13 protein-coding genes are annotated in these 16,923 nt (G+C 73.2%); 2 read left to right on the top strand and 11 right to left on the bottom strand.

Translation table 11 applies throughout. From position 1 onward, the window contains the following. Positions 1-85 precede the first annotated feature (85 nt). The 3 genes from AC3EVP_RS17715 to thyX all read right to left on the bottom strand — a co-directional run bounded on the left by AC3EVP_RS17715 (position 86) and on the right by thyX (position 3,866). A complete protein-coding gene (locus tag AC3EVP_RS17715) occupies positions 86-1,771 on the bottom strand; it encodes a ribonuclease J (RefSeq protein ID WP_335981422.1) in 1,686 nt (561 codons plus the stop codon). A 256-nt stretch (positions 1,772-2,027) separates the two neighbouring features. Continuing rightward, entirely contained in the window at positions 2,028-2,927 is a 900-nt protein-coding gene (dapA, locus tag AC3EVP_RS17710; protein WP_335981425.1) for a 4-hydroxy-tetrahydrodipicolinate synthase, read from the bottom strand. Positions 2,928-3,110: 183 nt separating this feature from the next. Next, the gene (thyX, locus tag AC3EVP_RS17705; RefSeq protein ID WP_435130927.1) at positions 3,111-3,866 is read right to left on the bottom strand and encodes an FAD-dependent thymidylate synthase; all 756 of its coding nucleotides are present in this window, start codon (positions 3,864-3,866) and stop codon (positions 3,111-3,113) included. A 163-nt stretch (positions 3,867-4,029) separates the two neighbouring features. On the opposite strand from thyX, the gene AC3EVP_RS17700 reads away from it, so the two are divergent. Beyond that, positions 4,030-4,572 carry a hypothetical protein gene (locus AC3EVP_RS17700; protein WP_335981428.1) on the top strand — a complete coding sequence of 181 codons (543 nt, stop codon included), beginning with the start codon at positions 4,030-4,032 and terminating at the stop codon, positions 4,570-4,572. Positions 4,573-4,606: 34 nt separating this feature from the next. Here AC3EVP_RS17700 and AC3EVP_RS17695 read toward each other — a convergent pair whose 3' ends face one another. The 6 genes from AC3EVP_RS17695 to AC3EVP_RS17670 form a co-directional block, all read right to left on the bottom strand. After that, positions 4,607-5,107 (bottom strand): tetratricopeptide repeat protein, encoded by a 501-nt coding sequence (locus AC3EVP_RS17695; RefSeq protein WP_335981430.1) that lies wholly within the window; start codon positions 5,105-5,107, stop codon positions 4,607-4,609. A gap of 5 nt (positions 5,108-5,112) precedes the next feature. Continuing rightward, positions 5,113-5,910 carry a 4-hydroxy-tetrahydrodipicolinate reductase gene (dapB, locus tag AC3EVP_RS17690; protein WP_435130925.1) on the bottom strand — a complete coding sequence of 266 codons (798 nt, stop codon included), beginning with the start codon at positions 5,908-5,910 and terminating at the stop codon, positions 5,113-5,115. Between the two features lie 91 nt (positions 5,911-6,001). After that, positions 6,002-7,378: a M16 family metallopeptidase gene (locus tag AC3EVP_RS17685; RefSeq protein WP_435130923.1), complete on the bottom strand. Its 1,377-nt coding sequence runs from the start codon at positions 7,376-7,378 to the stop codon at positions 6,002-6,004. Beyond that, on the bottom strand, positions 7,375-9,594 hold the full coding sequence (locus AC3EVP_RS17680) for a polyribonucleotide nucleotidyltransferase (protein WP_335981436.1): 2,220 nt from the start codon (positions 9,592-9,594) through the stop codon (positions 7,375-7,377). The genes AC3EVP_RS17685 and AC3EVP_RS17680 overlap by 4 nt, the downstream gene beginning before the upstream one ends. A 411-nt stretch (positions 9,595-10,005) precedes the next feature. After that, on the bottom strand, positions 10,006-10,293 hold the full coding sequence (gene rpsO / locus AC3EVP_RS17675) for a 30S ribosomal protein S15 (protein WP_033173003.1): 288 nt from the start codon (positions 10,291-10,293) through the stop codon (positions 10,006-10,008). Between the two features lie 152 nt (positions 10,294-10,445). Beyond that, positions 10,446-11,102, bottom strand: a complete 657-nt coding sequence (locus AC3EVP_RS17670) for a chloramphenicol phosphotransferase CPT family protein (protein ID WP_435130920.1) — start codon at positions 11,100-11,102, stop codon at positions 10,446-10,448. 317 nt (positions 11,103-11,419) lie between these two features. Between AC3EVP_RS17670 and AC3EVP_RS17665 the strand changes: the two genes are divergently transcribed. Further along, on the top strand, positions 11,420-14,797 hold the full coding sequence (locus tag AC3EVP_RS17665) for an SCO5717 family growth-regulating ATPase (RefSeq protein ID WP_435130917.1): 3,378 nt from the start codon (positions 11,420-11,422) through the stop codon (positions 14,795-14,797). Between the two features lie 199 nt (positions 14,798-14,996). On the opposite strand, the gene AC3EVP_RS17660 is transcribed toward AC3EVP_RS17665, so the two are convergent. Both AC3EVP_RS17660 and AC3EVP_RS17655 read right to left on the bottom strand, forming a co-directional pair. After that, a complete protein-coding gene (locus AC3EVP_RS17660; protein WP_335981450.1) occupies positions 14,997-15,956 on the bottom strand; it encodes a bifunctional riboflavin kinase/FAD synthetase in 960 nt (319 codons plus the stop codon). Between the two features lie 134 nt (positions 15,957-16,090). Then, positions 16,091-16,849: a protein tyrosine phosphatase family protein gene (locus tag AC3EVP_RS17655; RefSeq protein ID WP_435130915.1), complete on the bottom strand. Its 759-nt coding sequence runs from the start codon at positions 16,847-16,849 to the stop codon at positions 16,091-16,093. Between the last annotated feature and the right edge of the window lie 74 nt (positions 16,850-16,923).

The raw sequence follows: 16,923 nt of genomic DNA, 5'->3' as shown, positions 1-16,923 counted from the left end.
CCCCCCCCCACCCCCCCCCCCCCCCCCCCCCCCCCCCCCCCCCCCCCCCCCCCCCCCCGCTCCCTGGAACGATCTTGACGGTGCGTCAGACTTCGACGACCACCGGCAGGATCATCGGACGGCGGCGGTAGGTGTCGGACACCCACTTGCCGACCGAGCGACGGATGATCTGCTGGATCTGCCGGGTCTCCATGACACCGTCGGAGGCCGAACGGGACAGCCCCTCCTCGATCTTGGGGATCACGGCGGCGAACGCGTCGTCCTCGATGCCCGAGCCCCTGGCGTGGATGTGGGGACCGCCGACGAGCTTGCCCGTGGTGCTGTCGACCACGACGAAGACCGAGACGATGCCTTCCTCGCCCAGGATGCGACGGTCCTTCAGGGACGACTCGGTGATGTCGCCGACCGACAGGCCGTCGACGTACACATAGCCGGCCTGGACCTTGCCCGCGATCTTCGCCTTGCCGTCGATGAGGTCGACGGCGACGCCGTCCTCCGCGATGACGGTGCGGTCGCGGGGGATGCCGGTGAGCATGCCCAGGTCGGCGTTGGCCCGCAGATGGCGCCACTCGCCGTGGATGGGCATGAGGTTGCGCGGCTTGCAGATGTTGTAGAAGTACAGCAGCTCGCCGGCCGAGGCGTGCCCGGAGACGTGGACCTTCGCGTTGCCCTTGTGGACGACGTTGGCGCCCCAGCGGGTCAGTCCGTTGATCACGCGGTAGACCGCGTTCTCGTTGCCCGGGATGAGGGACGAGGCGAGGACGACGGTGTCGCCCTCGACGATGCGGATCTGGTGGTCGCGGTTGGCCATCCGGGACAGTGCGGCCATCGGCTCGCCCTGGGAACCGGTGCAGACCAGCACGACCTTCTCGTCGGGCAGGTCGTCGAGCACCTTGACGTCGACGATGAGCCCGCTCGGCACCTTGAGATAGCCGAGGTCGCGGGCGATGCCCATGTTCCGGACCATGGAGCGGCCGACGAACGCGACCTTGCGGCCCCGCTCGTGGGCGGCGTCCAGCACCTGCTGGATGCGGTGCACATGGCTGGCGAAACTCGCGACGATGATCCGCTTCTCCGCCTTGGCGAAGGTCTGCCGGAGCACCTGCGAGATGTCGCGCTCCGGCGGCACGAAACCGGGGACCTCGGCGTTCGTGGAGTCGGCGAGGAGCAGGTCGATGCCCTCCTCGCCGAGCCGCGCGAAGGTCGGCAGGTCCGTCAGGCGCCCGTCCAGCGGGAGCTGGTCCATCTTGAAGTCGCCGGTGACGACGACATTGCCGGCCGGGGTGCGGATGGCGACCGCGAGCGCGTCCGGGATGGAGTGGTTGACCGCGACGAACTCGCAGTCGAAGGGGCCGATCCGCTCCCGGTCGCCCTCCTTGACCTCCAGGGCGTACGGGCGGATGCGGTGCTCCTGGAGCTTCGCCTCGACCAGGGCGAGGGTGAGCTTGGAGCCGATCAGCGGGATGTCGTCCTTCTCGCGGAGCAGGAAGGGGACGGCGCCGATGTGGTCCTCGTGGCCGTGCGTCAGGACGATGCCGACCACGTCGTTCAGCCGGTCGCGGATGGAAGTGAAGTCCGGCAGGATCAGGTCGACGCCGGGCTGCTCCTCTTCGGGGAAGAGGACACCGCAGTCGACGATGAGCAGCCGGCCGGCGTATTCGAAGACGGTCATGTTGCGGCCGATCTCGCCCAGTCCGCCGAGCGGGGTGATGCGCAGACCGCCCTCCGCGAGTGCCGGCGGGGGACCGAGTTCAGGGTGCGGATGACTCAAAGGGTTTCTCCTTACCGCGCATGCCAGAGGGCCCCTCGTGGGGGCCGCGGCCGGCGCGACGCTGTTCCGGTGTTCGAGTGGTGCTGCCGCGTTCGGAAGGCTTTTCCGACGCTGCCGTTTTCGTGGTCCGGCGTCCTGCGGACCGAAGTGTGGCGTCCGGCGTCTCCGCGGGCCGCGCGCGGCCTGCCCGGGCCCGGGCGGTGCCGCGGAGCGCTGCGGTATTCAGTTGTGAGGTCCTGTGGTGTTCCGGCCGTGCTCAGAGGTGTACCCCGCCCGCGGCGAGATCCTTCCTGAGCTGCTCGGTCTCCTCCTCGCCGAGGGGGACCAGGGGCAGCCGGAGCGGGCCTGCGGGCAGTCCGCGCAGCGCGAGGGCGGTCTTGGTGGTGATGACGCCCTGGGCGCGGAACATGCCGGTGTAGACGGGCAGCAGGCACTGGTGGATCTCGGTGGCCTTGGCGACGTCCCCGCTGGTGTACGCGTCCAGGAGGGCGCGCAGCTCGCTGGAGACGAGGTGGCCGACGACGGAGACGAAGCCGGTGGCGCCGATCGACAGCAGCGGCAGGTTGAGCATGTCGTCGCCGGAGTACCAGGCGAGGCCGCTGCGGGAGATGGCCCAGCTCGCGGCGGCGAGGTCGCCCTTCGCGTCCTTGTTGGCGACGATCCGGGGGTGGTCGCCGAGCCGGACCAGGGTCTCCGTCTCGATGGGGACGGCGCTGCGGCCGGGGATGTCGTAGAGCATGACCGGCAGGGCGGTGGCGTCGGCGATCGCGGTGAAGTGCCGGTACAGGCCCTCCTGCGGGGGCTTGCTGTAGTACGGCGTCACGGCGAGCAGGCCATGGGCGCCGGCGCGCTCGGCCTGGCGGGCGAGGGCGGTGCTGTGCGCGGTGTCATTGGTCCCGACGCCGGCGACGACGTGGGCGCGGTCGCCCACGGCTTCGAGGACGGCGCGGACCAGCCGGTCCTTCTCGTCGTCGCTGGTGGTGGGCGACTCACCCGTGGTGCCGTTGACGACGAGTCCGTCGTTGCCCTGGTCCACGAGGTGGGCGGCGAGCCGCTGTGCGCCGTCGGCATCGAGGGCGCCGTCGGCGGTGAACGGCGTGACCATGGCGGTCAGCACCCGCCCGAAGGGGGCGTCAGGGGTGGAAGTCGGAGCCATACGTCCCACGTTACTGGGTGTGTGTGCGGCTGCGCAGCCATGGTCGGCGCGGCCTGTGGACAACCGGGTCCGCGATGAGGACTCCAGCGCTGCCTGCTCGGGGGTTCAGGCAGCACCGGAGTCCGTTTCCGCAGCCTAGATGAACTTCGTGAATGCCTGCAATCCGAACACTTCGGACATTTTCTAGGGGGCGACTCGGCCGTTCGCGTTGAACGCGGCGTGCGTGAGCGGCATCAGCTTCGCCCACTCCGCCTCCATCAGCTCGCCGACCATCTCGATCTCCCGCTGCGGGAAGGACGGGACCCGGGCCAGCTCGTGCTGTGTCCGCAACCCGAGGAAGTGCATCAGCGACCGGGCGTTGCACGTGGCGTACATCGACGAGAACAGCCCCACCGGCAGCGTCGACCTGGCCACTTCCCGGGCCACCCCGGCCGCCAGCAGCTCCTGGTAGGCCGCGTACGACCGCTCGTACGACTCCGCCATCACGGCGAGCGCCGCCTCGCGCTGCTCATCGCTCCCGGCCACGAACTCGTACTTCCCCGGCCGGCCCTGCTGCACGAGCTTGCGCTCCTTGCCCGGCACGTAGAACACCGGCCGCAGCTCCCGGTACCTCCCGGACTCCTCGTTGTAAGACCATCCGGCGCGGTGGCGCATGAACTCGCGGATGACGAAGATCGGGGCGCTGATGAAGAAGGTCATCGAGTTGTGCTCGAAGGGGCTGCCGTGGCGGTCGCGCATCAGGTAGTTGATCAGGCCCTTGGAGCGCTCGGGGTCCTTGGTCAGCTCTTCGAGGGACTGCTCGCCCGCGGTGGAGACGCGGGCCGCCCACAGGACGTCGGTGTCGGACGCGCTGTGCTTGACGAGCTCGACCGTGACGTCGTCCCGCAAGTGGACGGGGGCGGGGGCGGGGGTCTCGGTGGCGGGCTGGTCGGTGGACACCGGCGGGTCCTTCCTGTTGTCTGTTGTGCGCCGCTCAGCTTATGGGGTGGGTCCGGGCGGCAGCCGCAGCCGGGCCGACCCGGAGCTTGGCCGCCGCGACCGGGCCGGATAATCTCACCCGTCAACAGCCCTTGCACCTGACAGCAGCCGAAGGATTCTCCGCGTGTCCTTGCCCTTCCGCTCCGCCGCCGCCGTTGACGACGAGTACGCGACCGGCCGGCCGCTGCCCGCCGACCTGCGGGACCGCTGGATGCGCCCGTACCGTCCGGGCCCCTGGCGGGTCGCCGTCGCCGCGCTGGCGCTGATGCTCGCCGCCTACCTGCTGTTCGCCGCGCTGATCATGGTCGCCGCCAAGAGCGTGCAGGGCGGGGGTGTGCTGGTCCTGTTGGCCGCACTGGTGATCGCGGGCACGCTGCGGCTGCTGCGGATGGGCGTGTGGCTCAGCGGCAGGGGGCTGCGGCAGGTCGGGTACTTCACCACGGTCACCGTGCCCTGGCCGCAGGTGACGTCGGTGCGCACCGCGCAGCAGCCGGTGCGGGTGCTGGGGCTGCCGCGCAGCGTGCAGGGGCAAGCGCTGGTGATCAGCCGGCGCGGTACCGCGCTGCGGCCGCTGATGACCGACCACAACGCGGACTTCCTGGGGCGGGCGGAGGCGTTCGACGTCGCCGCGGACGCCATAGAGGGCTGGTCGCTGGAACTGCGCTGAGGGCACCGCGCGCCTGCGGTGGGCCCGTTGTCGGCTACCGCGGGTCGTCCGCGGCCTGCTGGGCGGCGCCCGCCGCCCGTACGGGCGGATGTGCCGCCTGCGCGTCATGGAGGCGGATGGCGCGCTGCATGGCCTTGCGGGCGCGCGGGGTGTCGCGGGCGTCGAAGTAGGCGACGGCGAGGCGGAACCAGTTGCGCCAGTCCTCGGGGTCGGCCTCGGTCTCGGCCTGGCGCCTGGCGAACACGGCGTCGGCCGAGGCGCGGTCGATACGGCCGCTGGGGGTGCGGGCCAGCTCGTCCACGGGCAGCCCGCCCTCGGCCTCGAGCTCCCGGCCCAGCCGTCCGGCGTGCCGGGCGAACTGGGTGGTGTGCCACAGGAACCAGGCGCCGATCAGCGGGAGCACCAGGACGGCGAGGCCGAAGGCGACGGTGACGGGCCGGCCGTCGGCGATCAGCAGCACTCCGCGGTCGCCGACGAGCACGAAGTAGAAGACGAGGACGACCGCGGAGACGGTGTAGCTGAGCTTGGCGCGCATCGGGTTCAGTCTCCCTGGTGCCCGGCGGCGGTGGTGCCGTCCGCCGCGCCGGGTCCGTCGGTGAGGAAGTGCTCCAGGCCGAAGGTGAGGCCGGGGACGCCGGGGACGGTGCGGACGGCGAGCAGGATGCCGGGCATGAAGCTGCCGTGATGCAGCGAGTCGTGGCGGATGGTGAGGGTCTCGCCGGTGCCGCCGAGCAGGACCTCCTGGTGGGCGAGCAGGCCGCGCAGCCGTACGGAGTGCACCGGGACGCCGTCGACGTCGGCGCCGCGGGCGCCGTCGAGGCCGTGGGTGGTGGGGTCGTGCTGTGCCGGGCGGCCGGCCTCGGTGCGGGCGGCGGCGATCAGCTGGGCGGTGCGGGTGGCGGTGCCGCTGGGCGCGTCGGCCTTGTTGTCGTGGTGCAGCTCGATGACCTCGACGGACTCGAACCAGGGGGCCGCCTGCTGGGCGAAGCGCATGGTGAGGACGGCGCCGATGGAGAAGTTGGGGGCGATGAGCGCGCCGGTGCCGGGCGAGGCGTCGAGCCAGCCGCTCAGGGTCTCCAGCCGCTCGGGGGTCCAGCCGGTGGTGCCGACCACGGTGTGGATGCCGTGGCCGACACAGAACTCCAGGTTGGCAAGGACGGAGTCGGGGTGGGTGAGTTCGACCGCGACCTGGGCGCCGGATTCGGTCAGCGCCTCCAGCCGGTCGCCGCGGCCGACCGCGGCGACCAGGTCGAGGTCGTCGGCGGCCTCGACGGCGCGGACCGCCTCCGAGCCGATCCGGCCCTTCGCACCGATGACGGCCACTCGCAGCTTGCTCATCGTTGGGGAGTCCTCCGGGTGTAAGGGTCACGCAGCAGGGCGTGCGGGTGTTACACGGTGCCTGCCTGCGCACCTGCGGACAGTGCGCAGGCTACGCGATGGCCTCGTGCAGCCGTGCGGCCTGCTTCTCCTTGACCGGCCCTATGACCGCCAGGGAGGGCCGGTGCCCCAGTACATCGCGGGCCACCTCGCGTACCTGGGCCGGGGTCACCGCGGCGATCCGGGCCAGCAGGTCGTCCACGGACAGCTGCTCGCCCCAGCACAGTTCGCTCTTGCCGATCCGGTTCATCAGGGCGCCGGTGTCCTCCAGGCCCAGCACGGTGGAGCCGGAGAGCTGGCCGATGGCGCGGCGCAGTTCCTCGTCGCTGAGGCCCTGCTCGGCGACGTGGTGGAGTTCGTCGCGGCAGATCTTGAGGACGTCGGGCAGGCGGCGCGGCTGGCAGCCGGCGTAGACGCCGAACATGCCGCAGTCGGCGTAGGAGGAGGTGTAGGAGTACACGGAGTAGGCCAGGCCGCGCTTCTCGCGGACCTCCTGGAAGAGCCGGGAGCTCATGCCGCCGCCGAGCGCGGTGTTGAGGACGCCCAGGGCCCAGCGGCGTTCGTCGGTGCGGGACAGGCCGGGCATGCCGAGCACCACGTGGGCCTGTTCGGTGCGCCGGTCGAGGATCTCGACGTGTCCGCCGCCGCGGATCGTCCGCTTCCCGGCGCGGGGCGGCTGGGGTGCGGCGCCGGTGTCGGTGAGGGCGCCGGCGCGTTCGAAGGCGCGGCGGACCTGGCGGACGACGGTGGCGTGGTCGATGTTGCCCGCAGCGGCGACGACGAGCCGGGTGGGGTCGTAGTGCTTGCGGTAGAAGCGGGCGACCTGGTCGCGGGTGAGGGCGTTGACGGTCTCGACGGTGCCGAGGACGGGGCGGCCGAGCGGGGAGTCGCCCAGGAGCGCGGTGGTGAACAGGTCGTGCACCTGGTCGCCGGGGTCGTCCTCGGTCATGGCGATCTCCTCCAGGACGACGCCGCGTTCGGCGTCGATGTCCTCCTGGCGGATCAGGGACCCGGTGAGCATGTCGCAGACCACGTCGATGGCGAGCGGCAGGTCGGTGTCGAGCACCCTGGCGTAGTAGCAGGTGTACTCCTTGGCGGTGAAGGCGTTCATCTCGCCGCCGACGGCGTCGATCGCCGCGGAGATGTCGAGGGCGCTGCGCCGCTGGGTGCCCTTGAAGAGCACGTGCTCCAGGTAGTGCGTGGCGCCGTTGAGGACGGGGGTCTCGTCGCGGGAGCCGACGCCGGCCCAGATGCCGAAGGTGGCCGAGCGCACGGTGGGCAGTGTCTCGGTGACGACGCGCAGGCCGCCGGGGAGCACTGAGCGGCGTACGGTGCCGGTGCCGTCGGTGCCGGGCAGGAGGGTCCGTGTGCGGACGGCCCGCCCCTTGGTGGAGGGGCGGGCCGTCACTGCGGTGGAGCGGGTCGTCACTTGGCCGACTCGTCCTTCTGCTCCGCGCCGTCGTCCTCGCCCTCGATGACGGGGATCAGGGAGAGCTTGCCGCGCTGGTCGATCTCGGCGATCTCGACCTGGACCTTGGTGCCGACGCCGAGGACGTCCTCGACGTTCTCGACGCGCTTGCCGCCGGCGAGCTTGCGGATCTGCGAGATGTGCAGCAGTCCGTCCTTGCCGGGCATCAGCGAGACGAAGGCGCCGAAGGTGGTGGTCTTCACCACGGTGCCCAGGTACCGCTCGCCGACCTCGGGCATGGTCGGGTTGGCGATCTGGTTGATCATCGCCCGCGCGGCCTCGGCCTGGGAGCCCTCGGTGGCGCCGATCAGGACGGTGCCGTCGTCCTCGATCGAGATGTCGGCGCCGGTGTCCTCCTGGATCTGGTTGATCATCTTGCCCTTGGGGCCGATGACCTCGCCGATCTTGTCCACGGGGATCTTGATGCTGATGATCCGCGGGGCGTTGGGGGACATCTCGTCCGGGGAGTCGATGGCCTCCATCATCACGTCGAGGATGTGCAGGCGGGCGTCGCGGGCCTGCTTGAGGGCCGCGGCCAGCACCGACGCGGGGATGCCGTCGAGCTTGGTGTCGAGCTGGAGGGCGGTGACGAACTTCTTGGTGCCGGCGACCTTGAAGTCCATGTCGCCGTACGCATCCTCGGCGCCGAGGATGTCGGTCAGCGCGACGTAGTGCGTCTCGCCCTCGATCTCCTGGGAGATCAGGCCCATGGCGATACCGGCGACGGGGGCCTTGAGCGGCACACCGGCGTTCAGCAGCGACATGGTGGAGGCGCAGACCGAGCCCATGGAGGTGGACCCGTTGGAGCCGAGCGCTTCGGAGACCTGCCGGATCGCGTAGGGGAACTCCTCGCGGGTGGGCAGGACCGGGAGCAGGGCGCGCTCGGCGAGCGCGCCGTGGCCGATCTCGCGGCGCTTGGGGGAGCCGACTCGGCCGGTCTCGCCGACGGAGTACGGCGGGAAGTTGTAGTTGTGCATGTAGCGCTTGCGCGTCTCGGGCGCGAGCGTGTCGAGCTGCTGCTCCATGCGGAGCATGTTGAGGGTGGTGACGCCCAGGATCTGGGTCTCACCGCGCTCGAACAGCGCCGAGCCGTGCACCCGCGGGATCGCCTCGACCTCGGCGGCCAGGGTGCGGATGTCGGTGACGCCGCGGCCGTCGATGCGGACCTTGTCGCGGATGACGCGCTGGCGGACCAGCTTCTTGGTCAGGGCGCGGTAGGCGGCGGAGATCTCCTTCTCGCGCCCCTCGAACTGCGGCAGCAGCTTCTCGGCGGCCAGGCCCTTGACCCGGTCCAGCTCGGCCTCGCGGGCCTGCTTGCCGGGGATGGTGAGCGCCTGCGCGAGCTCGCCGGTGACCGCGGACTCCAGCGCCTCCAGCACGTCGTCCTGGTAGTCCAGGAAGATCGGGAACTCGGCGGTGGGCTTGGCGCCCTTGGCGGCCAGTTCGGACTGCGCCTTGCACAGCACCTTGATGAACGGCTTGGCGGCCTCCAGGCCGGCGGCCACGACCTCCTCGGTCGGCGCCTCGACACCGCCCTCGACCAGCTTGATGGTGTGCGCGGTGGCCTCGGCCTCGACCATCATGATCGCGACGTCGCCGTCGTCCAGCACGCGGCCGGCGACGACCATGTCGAAGACGGCCTCCTCCAGCTCGCTGTGGGTCGGGAACGCCACCCACTGGTTCTTGATCAGCGCGACCCGGACACCGCCGATGGGGCCGGAGAACGGCAGGCCGGCCAGCTGCGTGGAGCAGGAGGCGGCGTTGATGGCGACCACGTCGTAGAGGTGGTCGGGGTTGAGCGCCATGACGGTGCAGACGACCTGGATCTCGTTGCGCAGGCCCTTGACGAAGGACGGGCGCAGCGGGCGGTCGATCAGCCGGCAGGTGAGGATGGCGTCCTCGGAGGGGCGGCCCTCGCGGCGGAAGAAGGAGCCGGGGATGCGGCCGGCGGCGTACATGCGCTCCTCGACGTCCACCGTGAGGGGGAAGAAGTCGAAGTGCTCCTTGGGCTGCTTCGAGGCGCTCGTCGCCGACAGCACCATGGTGTCGTCGTCCAGGTAGGCCACGGCGGAGCCGGCGGCCTGGCGGGCCAGGCGGCCCGTCTCGAAGCGGATGGTGCGGGTGCCGAAGGAACCGTTGTCGATCACGGCTTCGGCGTAGTGGGTCTCGTTCTCCACTATCGGGTTTCTCCTCGTTTTTGCCCGCAGGGCGTGTCCCTGCCGGGCCTTCGGTGGAGGTGCGTCGTCCCGCCGGGGCCGGTCTTCGATCGAAGCCTCCGGTGGCGGGTGCCACCCGGGGGCCACTACCGAGGACCGGCGTATGCGGCGGTCAGGAGGACGCTCCTCCTCGTGCGTTGCCAACACCCGAACGGTGTCAACAGCCCCATTGCACCAGACGCGGGCCGGATCGCGCACGTCATGCGCGCGGCCCGGGCGGGTGCCGCGGGTCCGTCGAACGGCTGCTCGGAGCCGTCCGCCGGAAAGTCGTACGGAACATACGGATACGGAACATACGGAACGGTCGTACGGAAGGCCGTACGGAAAAGGGAGCGGTCCCGTGTCGAACGGGGACCGCTCCCTGGTGGCTTCCTAGCGGACGCCGGCCGCACCGGCACGGATGCCGAGGCGCTCGCGCAGCTCACGGAAGCGCGTGATGTCCTTCTTGGCCAGGTACTGCAGCAGACGGCGGCGCTGGCCGACCAGGATCAGCAGACCACGACGCGAGTGGTGGTCGTGCTTGTGGGTCTTGAGGTGCTCGGTCAGGTCCGAGATCCGGCGCGACAGCAGTGCGACCTGGACCTCGGGGGAGCCGGTGTCGCCCTCCTTGGTGCCGAACTCGGCGATGATCTGCTTCTTCGTCTCGACGTCGAGCGACATACGGACTCCTCAGGGTGTCTACGGCCTTCGAGCGCCCCCGGTCTGCATCGCGGGGGAATCTCACATGACTCGCAAGGCGCTGCCACGCGGTGCGTGCACACGCGTGGCCGCCAGCCAGGGTAGCAGGGCGCGTCGACCTCCCTACCCGCGGGTCACCCCGGGTGGGCGGCGTGGCCGGCCGGGTACGCCGACCAGGGCGCGCCCGGGTACGCCGCGCGGGCCGCCCGGGCCGCCTGTGCCTCCCGCGCGGCCCGGATCGCGCGCAGCCGGCGGAAGGCGGTCGGCGGGCGGCCGCAGGCGACGCGCGACTCGACGTACTCCTTGACGAGCTCCGCGCAGGCACGCGGCGAGGCGGTGCCGGTGTCGCACTCGAAGTCGTACACGCCGTGGGCGTGCACCCGGGTGTACTGGTAGGCGGCCAGGCCCGGCGGGCGGTCGGCGCGCGCCTGCTCGCGGCGCTTGAGCTCCGGCAGCGGGCAGTGCACGCCGATGAGGAAGACCTCGGCGTCGGCGAGGACGGTCAGGCAGTCGTCCAGCCGCCACGGCTCGCTCAGCACGTGGTCGACGACGAGGTCGTTGCCCGCGGCGGCCATTCCCGCCACGGCGCGGTGGAATCCCATCCGGGTGCGGGTGAGCACCGCGTCGAGCGCGTCGGGGGCGACGTCCTTGGCCGCGCGCATGGCGTTGATGCCGTCGACCGGGAAGTGGAAGTAGGGGTCGCCGTCGAGGATCGCCAACAGCTCGCGGGCGATGCTCGACTTGCCCGCGCTGGACGTGCCGTTGAGGAAGATGATCCGCCCGGGGCGCATGGAGGCGATCGTATACGCGCTTCACAGCGCGGCGACAGCACGGCCGCGCGGGCGGTGGCAGGCGGTGGCGGGTGGCGGCGGGTGGCGGCACGCGGCGGCGGGCCGGGCGGGGCGGGGCCGAGGCGCGGCCGAGGTGTCCGGGGCGATTCGGGCGGGAAGGAGCGGAAAGGGTGTCCGAACGGCCTGACGGCGTACGGCGACCGGCTATTAGGCTGTCCGTCGAAGTGGCGGGGACCGCGGGGCACAGAAGAGCCCGTGCGGCACACGGGGTGGGGAGACGGTGACGCGTTGCTCCCCGACGCAGACCTGGAGGCATTGTGAGCAGCGATCGGGACGACAACCGCGCGGGCGGGGCCGCCCCTGTCGAGGGCCCCTCCGGGGGTGAGGTCACGGACATCACCGGCGAATACCGCTTCGATTTCACCCCTCCGGCCTGGTACATGCAGAGCGGCAGCGACCCGGACGCCGACAGCGGCGCCGACGCCGAAGCGGAGCCGGACAGCTCCGCCGCGGCCGCGGCGGAGCCCGAGGGCTCGGGGTCGCGCGCGCCGGTCTGGGAGCCGCGGCCCGAGGCGGGCGCGGGTGCCGCGCCGGGTGACGCGTCGTCGTGGTCGGCCGCCTCGCTGCCTCCGGTGGGGGGCCTGGGCAGCGGTTCGGCCTCCGGCGCCCGGGTCGCCGCGGGCGGCTCGGCGCAGCCGGAGGACGCCAGGCCCTCCTGGTCCGCCTCCTCCGTACCGTCCGTGCCCGCCCCTGCTGCCGTCGAGCCGAAGGACGCGCCTGCCGGTGCGCCGGAGCCGGAGGACGCCAAGCCCGCCTGGACGCAGGACGAGGAGGAAGAGGACGACGGCTTGCCCCCGCTTCCGCCCGGGTCCGAACTCATGGCCAAGAAGAGCGACGCCCCGGCGGCACGGGGGTCGTCGGCCGAGGGCGACCACCGCTCCCCCGCCGCGATGCGCCGCGAGATCGAGGAGCGGGCGGCCGCGATGCTGGCGAAGGCGGAGTGGCCGCCGCGGGACACGCGGCCCGCGGCCGAGCCGGCGGCGCCCCCGCAGGACGCCCGCCCGCAGGACACCCGCCCGCAGGCCCGGCCGGAGAACGAGGCCCCCGAGGACGCGCGGCCGGCTGCCGCCCAGGAGCCCGAGGCGCAGGACGCGCCGGCGCAGAAGCGCGCGCCGGTGTGGACGCCGCTGCCGGTGCCGCCCGCCGAGGACCCGAAGCCGTGGACGCCGGACGCGCCGCGCGGCCCGATGCCGCCGCTGCCCCCGCAGTTCCAGCGCGCCGAGGAGCCGGCGCCGCCCGCACCGGCTCCCCCGGCCGCGCCCGTCGCCGGCGGCCCGGGGGCGGACTTCCCGCCGCCGGTCGGGCAGCCGGTCGTCCCGGCCGGGTACGGCTTCCCGCCGCCGTCCGCGCAGCCGCAGCCCGCCCAGCAGCAACCGCAGCCCGAGGCGCCGCAACCGGCCGCGCCTGCCGAGCAGTTGCCCGCGCCCACGGGGTACGCGCAGCCGCAGCCGGCCGCCGCGCCGCTGCCGCCGCCCGCGCCCCAGGCCCAGCCGTCCGGTTTCGAACTGCCGCGCCCGACGGGGTACGCGCAGCCGCAACCCGCCGCGACGCCCCCCGCTCCCCCGGCGCCGGCGCCTGCTCCGACCGCGCCTCAGGAGCCCCAGGCGGCGCAGACCGCCCCCGCCGGGCCCGGTTACGGCTTCCCGCAGCAGCAGCCCCCCGCGCCCGCCGGTCCGACCGGTTACGCCCAGCCGCAGCCCGCCGCGGCTCCCCCGGCACCGGTACCGGCCCCCGCCCAGGAGCCCCCGGCCGCCGCCGGATACGGCTTCCCGCAGCAGGGCCCGCCCGGTCAGCCGGCCCAGCCGCACGCCGCGCCCGCGCTCCCCGCCGCGGAAGGCCCGCAGCCGCACGCCCCGGCACCCGCACCGGCCCCAGCTCCGGCCGCCGCACCAGTGCCGCCCGGCGGCATCCCGCCGCAGCCCGGGTACCCGCAGCCGGGCCCGTCGCAGCTTCCGGCGGCCGCCGGGGCCGGACCGGACGGCGGGTACGGCTACCCGCGCCAGCCCGGCCAGCCGCAGCCCGAGGCCGGTTCGCTCCAGCCGCTGCCCCAGCACGGCGCGTACGGCTTCCCGCAGCAGAACCCGCCGGGTGCGGCCGCCGCGCCCGAACCGGCGCCCCAGGCGCCCCCGGCGGCCGCCCCGCCCGTCGACCCCCGCGCGGGCGGCTGGCCGACGGTGACGCCCGACCAGCGCCAGCGCACCACGCAGGGCGGCGCGCCGCTCGGCTACACCGCGGCCGTCGAGCTGAGCTCGGAGCGGCTGCTGCGCAACCAGCCGAAGCCGAAGCGGCCGGGTGCCAACGCGCAGCCGTCGCGGTTCAAGCTCGGCGGCAAGAAGGAGGAGGCCGAGCGGAAGCGGAAGCTGGAGCTGATCCGCACCCCGGTGCTGTCCTGCTACCGGATCGCGGTGATCAGCCTCAAGGGCGGCGTCGGCAAGACGACCACCACGACCGCGCTCGGCGCGACGCTGGCCAGCGAACGGCAGGACAAGATCCTCGCGATCGACGCCAACCCGGACGCGGGCACCCTCGGCCGCCGGGTGCGGCGGGAGACCGGCGCGACCATCCGCGACCTGGTGCAGGCGATTCCCTACCTCAACAGCTACATGGACATCCGGCGGTTCACCTCGCAGGCGCCCTCCGGCCTGGAGATCATCGCCAACGACGTGGACCCGGCGGTGTCCACCGCGTTCAGCGACGAGGACTACCGGCGCGCCATCGACGTGCTGGGCCGCCAGTACCCGGTGATCCTCACCGACTCCGGCACCGGCCTGCTCTACAGCGCGATGCGCGGCGTGCTGGACCTGGCCGACCAGCTGATCATCGTCTCGACGCCGTCCGTCGACGGCGCCTCCAGCGCCAGCACCACCCTCGACTGGCTGTCCGCGCACGGTTACGCCGAGCTGGTCTCCCGCAGCCTGACCGTCATCTCCGGGGTGCGCGAGACCGGCAAGATGATCAAGGTGGACGACATCGTGGCGCACTTCCAGACCCGCTGCCGCGGCGTGCTGGTCGTGCCCTTCGACGAGCACCTGGCCGCGGGCGCCGAGGTCGACCTCGACATGATGCGGCCGAAGACCCGCGAGGCGTACTTCAACCTCTCGGCGATGGTCGCCGAGGACTTCGTACGGGCCCAGCAGGCGCAGGGGCTGTGGACGCAGGACGGCAACAACCCGCCGCCGGTGCAGGCGCCGCCGATGCCGGGGCAGCCCGGCCAGCCCGCGGCGTTCCCGCCGCCCGGTCCGTACGGCGCCCCCCAGGACGGCGGCGGGCCGTACCCGGTGCCGGGCGGGCAGCCCGGCCCCGAGCAGCCCCCGAACCCGTACGGCGCCCCGCCCGCGGGCCCGTACGGGCAGCCGCAGCCCGGGCCGTACGGCGGGCAGCCGATGCCGCCCGGCCAGGTCCCGCCGGGCCAGTACGGCGCCGCGCCGGCCGGTCCGCCGCAGCCGTACCCGCCGGCGCCGGGGCAGCCGGGGGCCGGGCAGCCGGGCTTCCAGCCGGAGTCGGCGCAGCCGCAGGCGCCACAGGCCCAGCAGGGCTGGCCGGGACAACCGGACCAGCCCGGGCAGCCGCAGAACCCGCAGCCTCCCCAGCAGGGCTACGGCTACCCCTCGCCCCCGCCGCCCCCGCAGCACTGACCGCCCGCGCCCGACGCGTCCGACGACGCGCCGGGCGCGCGCACGCGCGACCCCAGGGCCGCCGCCGTGGCGGCGGCCCTGGCGGCGTACGAACGGCCCGCCGGACGACGACCGGATGGAGCGGCAGCCGGGTGCTGGTCACACGCGAAGTCCGCGACCGCGTGCAGGCCGTCGGCTACGCGTACGGCCGGCCCGGCGGTCAGGTGCGGGGCGGTTCGGCGGTCTCCAGGAGTTCGCGGGCGCGCTTGACGTCGTCGGACATCCGCTCCAGCAGCGCGTCGATGGTGTCGAACTTCTCCATGCCGCGCAGGTAGGCGAGGAAGTCGACGGCGACGTGGAGGCCGTAGAGGTCCAGACCCACGCGGTCGATGGCGTAGGCCTCGACGGTGCGGGCGGTGCCGTCGAAGGTGGGGTTGGTGCCGACGGAGATGGCGGCGGGCATCGGCTCGCCGTCGACGTGCAGCCAGCCCGCGTAGACGCCGTCGGCGGGGATCGCGGTGTGCGGGAGCGTCTCCACGTTGGCGGTGGGGAAGCCCAGTTCGCGGCCGCGCTGGGCGCCGCGCACCACCACGCCCTCGACGCGGTGCGGGCGGCCCAGCACCTCCGCGGCGCCGGCCACGTCGCCCTCGGCGATCAACCGCCGGGTCAGCGAGGAGGAGAACGGCTCGCCGCCGCCGGCGGTGCCCCGGACGAACAGGTCCACGACCTCCAGGTCGTAGTCGTACTTCAGGCCCAGTGCGGACAGGAAGTCCACGTCGCCGGCGGCCTTGTGGCCAAAGCGGAAGTTGGGGCCCTCCACCACGAGCTTCGCGTGCAGCCCGTCCACCAGCACGGTGCGCACGAACTCACTCGGCGTCAGCTTGGAGAACTCACTGGTGAACGGCAGGATCAGCAGCGCGTCCACCCCCAGTTCCGCGACGAGTTCGGCCCGCCGGTGGTGCGCCGACAGCAGCGGCGGGTGGGTGCCGGGCCGGACCACCTCGCTGGGATGCGGGTCGAAGGTCACCACGACCGAGGGCAGCCCCAGTTCCTTCGCCCGCTGCACGGCCCGCCCCATGATGAGCTGGTGCCCGCGGTGCACACCGTCGTACGACCCGATGGTGACGACGCTGCGGCCCCAGTCACCGGGAACGTCCTCCAAGCCCCGCCACCGCTGCACCTTGACGCTCCGCTTCTGCTGGTCGGCCGCTGCTGGGCCGGGTCTTCACTGTCTCAAGCCGTCATCGCTCTACCGCGCTGCCGTCATGGCTCTACCGCGCTACGGACAAGCCTGCCATGCCGCCGCGCGCCGCCTCACAGCGACGCCTTGATCCGCCGGGGCGCGTCGAGCAGCCGGCTGATCCCGCTGACCAGTGCGGGCGGCTGCCTGCTGTCGTGCCGGCCGGCGTGCAGCACGTAGTAGACCTGCTCGATGGAGGGCGGGCCGACCGCCACGGTGCGCAGCGCGGCCTGCTCGGGGGTGGCCTGGCCGGTGCGCACCAGATACGCGGCGACCATCGCGCCGGTGCGCCCGACGCCCGCGCCGCAGTGCACGTAGACCGGCCCGTCGGAGGCCCGCACCACCCGCAGGAAGGCGTCGACCTGCGGCCCGGTCGGGGTCTGGCCGTCGCGGATCGGCAGCCGCACGGCGGTCAGCCCGGCCCGGGCGGGCAGCGCGGACTCCCGGGCGGACAGGTCCTCCGCGCGCAGGTCCACCACCGTGCGGATGCCGTCGGCGGCCAGTTCGCGGTAGCCGGCGGCGGTGGGCGCGGAGCCGCGGTAGACCTTGGCGTCGACCTTGAGGAAGTGGTTGATCCCGGCGGGCGTGTGGCGGCCGCCGGACGCGTCGTGCCGGGCCCACGCGGTGAGCGCGAGCATGCCGCCGGCTGCGCCCGCCCACAGCACGCCGTAGCCGAGCAGGCAGCACACCAGCACCTTCGCGGTGCGCCGGACCAGCGCCTGTACGGTCCAGGCGTCCGTGGCCGCGTCCCCGTCCACCGGAACGGGGAGCGGGGGCGCGGTCGGGAGGGCGGGGGCGGGTGGAGCCGGGGCCTGGGACAAGGCGCTGTTCACCACCTGGGTGGAAAACGGGGGACGGTGGCCACAGGCTACTCCGCCGCGGCGCCGGCGCGGTCAGAGCGACCGCG

The organism is Actinacidiphila sp. bgisy144 (assembly GCF_057708105.1).
This window is presented reverse-complemented; position numbering and strand designations above follow the sequence as displayed.